Source organism: Mycobacterium sp., assembly GCF_035633495.1.
Lineage (GTDB): Bacteria > Actinomycetota > Actinomycetes > Mycobacteriales > Mycobacteriaceae > Mycobacterium.
The window spans coordinates 115,924-122,872 of record NZ_DASQEU010000020.1; the positions used below are offsets into that span (position 1 = coordinate 115,924).

Here is a 6,949-nt window from a genome sequence, read left to right on the forward strand (position 1 = left end):
ATCAACGAGCCGACCTAGTTGCGGGGGAGGAGCGAGATCTTCTGCCAGATCTTGTTGCACAGCTCGGTGGTCAACGTCTCGATGTAGGAGACGTTCTCCAGCACCACCCCGTCGACGCTGTGCTCGCCACACAACGCCGCGGTCTTGGCCGTGAGGCTCAGCATCTCCGAGCAGTAACTGAGATAGTGATGCAGCTGGTCGGCGTCCAGTCCGTGCCGCACGCTCTCCGCGGTCGGCACATAGGTCGGGCTGACCTGCTCCGGATCCTTGGAAAGCTGGTGCATGTCGATGACGTGGGCAAGCGAGCGCAGTCGGTGAAGGAGACGCAGCAGCGTACGTCGCTCCAGGCGCTCGGGGATGGCCCAGAGAAAGACCAGGGCAATCGCGGCGAACACCAGATCGTTGACGACACTCTCGACGAGCGGCACCCAGTCGGCCGTGTTGGCGAGCCCGTTGAGCACGGCCGAGCGCAGGCCGAAGCCAAGCGCGCCGACGGTGGCCACGACGATCACGACGCCGACGGCACGGGCGGTCAGGGTCGTGCGTCGAAGGCGTTCGCGAGACTGACCCGCCTCGCTCTGCACCGACACGACGAGCTCACCAAGGTCACGCACGGCCTTGGTCAATCCGCGTTCACCGAAGCGCGACTGGATGCGGCGTTCGAGTTGTGCCACCGTCGCCCAGACGTGTTCGGCCGCTAGCTGGACCTCGTCTCCGGCCGGGCTGGTTCTCGCCACGTCCCGACTGTAGGACCACCGGAGTACCGACGTGGCGATGCTCACGTCTTCGGTGGCAACGCAACGGCTTTGCAATCCCTTGAGCTGCATAGAATGACGCCATGCCTCGCGGTACTCAGCAGGAGTTCGTTGCCCCCCGTGGGCTGCTGCGCATCGAGGACTGCCTCACCCCCGACGGTGGTGTCGCGCTGCCGCCGGGCGTCACGTTGCCCTCGTTGATCGACCGCAACATCGCCCACGTCGGGGACGCCGTGGCATATCGCTACCTCGACTTCACCCGCTCCGACGCGGGCCAGGCGGTCGAGCTGACCTGGGCGCAGCTCGGTGTCCGCATGCGCGCGATCGGTGCGCATCTCCAAGCGGCGTCGTCCCTGGGGGACCGGGTGGCGATCCTCGCGCCGCAGGGCATCGACTACGTTGCCGGGTTCTTCGCCTCGATCAAGGCCGGGAACATCGCCGTGCCACTCTTCGCGCCCGAACTGCCGGGGCATGCCGAGCGTCTCGATACGGCGCTTCGCGATTCGCGGCCGACCGTCGTACTCGTCACGGCCGCAACACTCGATCCCGTGGAGTCGTTTCTGAACAAGCTTCCGCGCGCACAGAGACCACGGATCGCGGTCATCGACCGGATAGCGGACTCGGAAGGAGAGTCCTTCGCCCCGGTCGAGATCCGCGTGGACGACATCTCCCACCTGCAGTACACCTCGGGCTCGACGCGCCCGCCCGTCGGCGTGGAGATCACCCATCGGGCGGTCGGCACGAATTTGATTCAGATGATCCTGTCGATCGATCTGCTCAACCGAAACACCCACGGCGTCAGCTGGTTACCGCTCTACCATGACATGGGCCTGTCGATGATCGGCTTTCCCGCGGTCTACGGCGGACACTCCACGCTGATGTCGCCGACGGCGTTCATCCGCAGGCCGCAGCGGTGGATCCATGCCCTGTCCGACGGGTCGCGGCGCGGCAACGTCGTCACCGCGGCACCCAACTTCGCCTACGAGTGGACGGCGCAGCGTGGGCTACCCGCACCGGGAGACGAAGTCGACCTGAGCAACGTCGTGCTCATCATCGGTTCCGAACCGGTCAGCATCGATGCGATCGCCATGTTCAACGAGGCGTTCGCGCCGTACGGATTGCGGTCCACTGCGATCAAACCCTCTTACGGCATCGCCGAGGCGACGCTGTTCGTCTCCACCACCGCCCCCACGGCCGAGGCGACGGTCGTTTACTTCGATCGCGACCAGCTCGCCGCCGGTCATGCGGTTCGCGTCGCGCCCGATGCCCCGTACGCGGTGGCGCAGGTGTCGTCGGGTCAGGTTGCTCGCAGCGAGTGGGCAGCGGTGGTCGACCCCGAGACCGGTGACGAGCTGCCCGACGGGCGGGTCGGCGAAATGTGGTTGTACGGCAACAACATTGGCCGCGGTTACTGGGGCCTGCCAGACGAGACCCGTCGCACGTTCGGCGCCAGGCTGGCATCCCGACTGGAGACGGGCAGCCACGCCGGGGGAGTACCGTCGGGGAGCGACTGGCTGCGCACCGGTGACTTGGGGGTCTACCTCGACGGTGAGCTGTACATCACCGGTCGAATCGCCGACCGCATCGTGATCGACGGCCGCAACTTCTACCCGCAGGACATCGAAGCGACCGCGGCCGACGCCTCACCGATCGTGCGGCGGGGTTACGTGGCGGCGTTCTCGATCCCCGCGGACGGCGTTCGGGATCCCGAGGGCGCCGTCGGCGGCGAGCGCCTGGTGATCATTGCCGAGCGTGCGGCGGGCACCAACCGCGCCGATCCAGCGGCCGCGCTCGACGCCATCCGAGCCGAAGTGTTGCGACACCATGACCTACCGGTCCACGACGTAAAGGTGCTACCCGCCGGGGCCATCCCGCGCACCACGAGTGGCAAGCTCGCTCGCCGAGCCTGCCGGGCCGAGTACCTCGGCGACGCTTGGCCCGACTAACCGAGACCGATGAACGGACTCATCGCATCACGCGCGAACTGCGCGATGTTGACGGCTGGATCTCCGTCCGGGTAACTCACCGTCGCGAGGAGGTTGCCACCCGCGTCGGCGAAGTCTCCGTCTGCCCGCCCCTGATGGGTCGTGGACGTCACCAGGACGATTCCCGAGGTACCCGCCTGCTTCGCCAAGGGCACCGAGAACTGGGCATTCTGAACGGTGCTGTTGGCCCTGTCTTCGACGATGATTCTGTTGTCGGGAATGCCGAGCAACAGCAACATCTTTCGCATCTGCCCGGCTTCGGTATTGCCGCTCTGCGGGTTGCCTCCGGTCACGATCACCGGCGACTGTGGGAAGAATTGTGCCACCGCGAGGCCCGTGAGAACCCGACGCCTGAGAATCGTCCGCATCGTGCCATTCGGGTTGAGACCGTAGCCGAGGATGACGATGGCCGGCTTCGAGAAGTCCTTGACGGCGGGAGGTGGCGGCGCTGCCTGCGCGAGGGGCACGACCCCACCCATTGCCACCGCCGTGCCGATCGCGATGGCGCCGGCTCCGCTCTTCCATCGGCTCCGCATGAACCCTCCGCAACTAGCGTGACAGATGGGACCCATGTTACTGCGGTGGTGCGCGCGCTTGCGCGCCGATCGATCAAGTCCTAGATCTGTCCATGCCGCGGCGGCCTGGTGCTCGAGAGTGCGTAACGGCCGATGCGCTGGATCTTCCAACGAGTCGCATCGTGCAAGGTGTGGGTACGTGTGTCGCACCAGTAACGGGAGAGATTTGGGCTCGCCGACGCGCTGCGGGTGCCTCCGAGTTCGAACAGTGGGGACGACGCCTCCAGCGCGGCGCGCACTGCGGCCACCTTGGCGACGGCCATGGCAACCGACGCTGCCGCAGTCGTGTCTGCGGTCAGGATGGCGTGTGCGGAGTCGACCTGGCGGGCCGCGTCGGCAAGCAACGCCTGGGCACCGGCGCACGGTGACGAAGAGTTCGCCGGCCACCTGAATGAGGGGTGGGGTCCTCGGCGGCGGACTGCACTCGCGCCTCAAAGTGCGGGCGAGCCTTCGCGGCTTGGCGGACGCCTTCGGCGAGCGCGCCGGTAGCGATGCCCACGTCGATGGCGGCGTGCAGCAACTGGGTAGGCGCGCCGTACACGGTGGGCTCGATGAAGATCGGGGAAAAGGGCACGGCGTGATCAGCGGGCACCCGTACCTCGTCCAGGGTGACGGCGCCCGAAGCGGTGGTCCGCTGGCCCATGCCATCGCAGTCGTCGTCGATCTGCAGGCCTGGTGCTTCGCGCGGAATGAAGGTTTCGCGAACCGACTGATGGAACGGGTCTCGATGCGTCTCGATTCGAGCGACGTGCGCAGTTCTACCTGCCCGACGTCGTCGGCCATCACGAGAGTCCACACGGCTCAGTCGAACTCGGATTTGACGACGTCGTGCACCGATTGGATTGGGACCGTGCGCACTTCGCAGATCCCAGCTATCGAATCGCCGATCTCATCCCGGGGGAGGACCAGTTCGCGCTCCGATTCCATTATTCGGCAAAGCTGATCGAAAAGGGTGTCGAACACCACTCACACGTCGCGTACTTCTACCACCTGCGCGACGGCAAGATCGCAGAGTTCTGGCTGCTGGCAGACGTGGACTTCGACTACCGGGAATAATTCCCAACGCCGCTGGCGCGTGGGAATCAGCCCTGGCTCTGCTGCAGAGCTATGCACTTGCCAACGTTGCCGGGGGTGCATGGGATGCCGTTCACCGAGCCGTAGCCGTTGAAGTTGGGGTCCACGACGGCGCCGCGAACCGACGATTGCGGCGGCACGACGACGCCAGGGGCGCCGAAGCCGCCCGCCTGGCCCGGTGAGCAGACGCCCTCGAACCTGGTGGGCACCGTGCCGTAGGGGCAGTCCTTGGCAACAGCCGGCGAGGCAGCGACCAGTGGCGCGGCAACGAACGCGGCGGCACAGCCGAAGACCATTATCCCGCGCTTCACGTTGATCATTTGGCTCCAAACCACTCGTCCGACCCGGGTCAGCTTAACCCGACGACGCTTCTCCTGGTGCTTCCGGCCGCACACCCGCACCAACGTCTCGGGGTCGATGGCTCGGTATCGCACCCTCGCCGACGAGCGCGCGAAGTGCCTTTCGGTCGAATTTCCCGCTGGGCAGGGTCGGGATCTCGTCGACCGCCACGACCGCCCAGAGTGTCGGAACCTTGTAGCCGGAAAGCTGTTCGCGCCCATCATCGGCAAGCCCCTTCAGGTTGACGTCCGCTGATGACGGCACCACGACGGCGCATACCTCCTCGCCCCGAACGGGATCGTCGATGCCGACGACGACGCACTGCGCAACGCCGGCGAACTCCCCGATGACGGACTCGACCTCCAGGGGTGACACGTTCGCGCCGGCTGACTTGATGAGCTCGGTGAAGGTGTCCCCGCGCTCGCGCTTGTTGTAGCCCGCCATGACTCCGACGCCGCGAATGAGTAGCTCGCCAGTGACGCCGTCGGGTACGGGTTCGCCGTCCTCGGCCACGATCACGATGTCGGTGAAGGCGAAGCCGCCTGCGGTTTCGGACATGTTGCGGTGCACGGGGAATCCGTCGGGAACGTTCGTCATCGCGATGTCCAGCGGTCCCTCGCGCAGCATCGGCGCACTGGTCAGATCCCGGCTCGGGAAGCTCGGATGCTCGCGTAATCGCTGGGTGAAGGTCGGCCAGCCCCACGATGCCGGTCGTCTGCTCGCGTTCGGCCAGATCGAGCGCGGTTCCTGCATCCAGTCGAGGCATGACGAGCAGGGTGATCGGTTCGTGCAGGGCCCCCGTGACGGCGAGCAGGCCACCGATCCAGAAGAAGGGCATCGCGCACAGGATCCGGGCTGGGCCTTCTTCACCCGGCACCGCCCGGATGGCCATCGGCCACGTCGACGTCTGCCGAATCAGGGTGCCGTGGGTGTGCCGGACGCCCTTCGGGTCTGCGGTCGACCCCGACGTGTGCACCATGATGGCGACGTCGGCGGGGGAGACCTCGGCCTCCGCGGCGGGCGTGCCGAGCGTCGTTCGGCCTCCTCGTAGGTGAGCCGATCGGTCGGCGTGACCACGTAGGTGTGGTCGCCGAACTCGCGCACGCTGCGCTCGAGGAGTTCTGGGATCGTCGGACGTGGTTCGTTCACCGTCCGATCTTCTCCCGTCAGGGGCGCGGCGACGCAGCGACGCCCGCATGGCTCTACCCAGAGTCGTCGATCGCTCGCTGACCATCTCCGCGGTTGACGGGCCGGGTTTCGAGTATGGACGATGGCCGGAGCGGGAAGAACCGCGCCCCAAACGAATTCGGAAGCCGTGGTGACACAGAATGCCTGATCGTCCATATGCACTGGTCTGTCGGCCAGCAGAGACCCTGGCCGACGGCATCGTGACGTTCATCGAACGTCAGCGACTGGACCTCGAGCTGGCCAAGCGGCAATGGGACGGCTACGTCGCGGCGCTACACCGTAGCGGATGGCCGACCGTGACGATCGACGGCGACGACGCCATGCCGGACTGCGTCTTCGTCGAGGACGCGGTGGTGATGTTCGGCGATCTGGCAGTCATCACGAATCCGCGTCAGCCCGCCCGCAATCCGGAAATCTTTGCGGTGCAACGAACGATCGACGAACTTGGACTGGAGGCGACGGCGATCACCGAGGGAACTCTGGATGGCGGTGACGTGCTCAAGGTGGGATCCCGGGTGTACGTCGGCCTCAGCGGCACCACCGATGCTTCGGCAATCGAGCAGCTGACACGGATCCTCGCTCCCCGCGGATACACCGTCACCGCCGTGCCGCTGACCAAGGCGCTGCACTTGAAGAGCGCGATCACCGCACTGCCCGACGGCACCGTGATCGGGTACGAGCCCGTCGTGGACGATCCGGGCCTGTTCCCGTCATTCCTCGCCGTACCCGAGGAGCCGGGCGCACACGTGGTCATCCTCGATGACGGCCTGCTGCTGATGAGCTCTGCGGCCCCCCAGACGGCGGCGTTGTTGGCCGACCGCGGTTACCGATTGGAACCCGTGGACGTCTCGGAGTACGAGAAGCTCGAGGGCTGCGTCACATGCCTGAGCGTGCGGGTTCGCTGACTCAATGGGTAAAGGACGTGCATGTTCATCGTCATCTTGAGCCCGATCCTCGGGCTCATGCACGTGTACGTCTGGAAACGGCTGATCAAGGACACGACTCGGTCCCGACGCATCCGGTGGGTCCTCAC

General features: G+C 66.2%; 5 protein-coding genes and 3 pseudogenes. 3 read left to right on the forward strand and 5 right to left on the reverse strand.

The genetic code is table 11. The annotated features are described in order from the left end of the window. Positions 1-14: 14 nt before the first annotated feature. Positions 15-737, reverse strand: coding sequence for a hypothetical protein (locus tag VET27_RS04580; protein WP_526515572.1), 723 nt, complete (start codon positions 735-737; stop codon positions 15-17). Positions 738-838: 101 nt separating this feature from the next. On the opposite strand from VET27_RS04580, the gene VET27_RS04585 reads away from it, so the two are divergent. Next, complete coding sequence (locus VET27_RS04585) at positions 839-2,701, forward strand: fatty acyl-AMP ligase (RefSeq protein WP_526515574.1); 1,863 nt, start codon at positions 839-841, stop codon at positions 2,699-2,701. Here the strand turns inward: VET27_RS04585 and VET27_RS04590 are convergent. Beyond that, positions 2,698-3,276 (reverse strand): YdcF family protein, encoded by a 579-nt coding sequence (locus VET27_RS04590; RefSeq protein ID WP_526515576.1) that lies wholly within the window; start codon positions 3,274-3,276, stop codon positions 2,698-2,700. The two genes, VET27_RS04585 and VET27_RS04590, sit on opposite strands and share 4 nt — an antisense overlap. 80 nt (positions 3,277-3,356) lie before the next feature. Then, positions 3,357-4,009, reverse strand: a pseudogene (locus tag VET27_RS04595) (acyl-CoA dehydrogenase family protein); the annotation flags it as partial. A gap of 41 nt (positions 4,010-4,050) precedes the next feature. Here VET27_RS04595 and VET27_RS04600 point away from each other — a divergent pair. After that, positions 4,051-4,371 (forward strand): annotated as a pseudogene (locus VET27_RS04600) (nuclear transport factor 2 family protein); the annotation flags it as partial. A gap of 26 nt (positions 4,372-4,397) precedes the next feature. On the opposite strand, the gene VET27_RS04605 reads toward VET27_RS04600, so the two are convergent. Next, entirely contained in the window at positions 4,398-4,700 is a 303-nt protein-coding gene (locus VET27_RS04605; RefSeq protein ID WP_526515578.1) for a hypothetical protein, read from the reverse strand. Between the two features lie 43 nt (positions 4,701-4,743). Beyond that, positions 4,744-5,746 (reverse strand): annotated as a pseudogene (locus tag VET27_RS04610) (class I adenylate-forming enzyme family protein); the annotation flags it as partial. Positions 5,747-6,056: 310 nt separating this feature from the next. On the opposite strand from VET27_RS04610, the gene ddaH reads away from it, so the two are divergent. Further along, positions 6,057-6,821, forward strand: a complete 765-nt coding sequence (gene ddaH, locus VET27_RS04615) for a dimethylargininase (RefSeq protein ID WP_526515580.1) — start codon at positions 6,057-6,059, stop codon at positions 6,819-6,821. Positions 6,822-6,949: the final 128 nt, after the last annotated feature.

What these genes read in the sequence shown, in the direction of transcription:
- VET27_RS04585 (WP_526515574.1), top strand. Translation starts at nt 839, where the DNA reads ATGCCTCGCGGTACTCAGCAGGAGTTCGTTGCCCCCCGTGGGCTGCTG.
- ddaH (WP_526515580.1), top strand. Translation starts at nt 6,057, where the DNA reads ATGCCTGATCGTCCATATGCACTGGTCTGTCGGCCAGCAGAGACCCTG.
- VET27_RS04590 (WP_526515576.1), bottom strand. Translation starts at nt 3,276, where the DNA reads ATGCGGAGCCGATGGAAGAGCGGAGCCGGCGCCATCGCGATCGGCACG.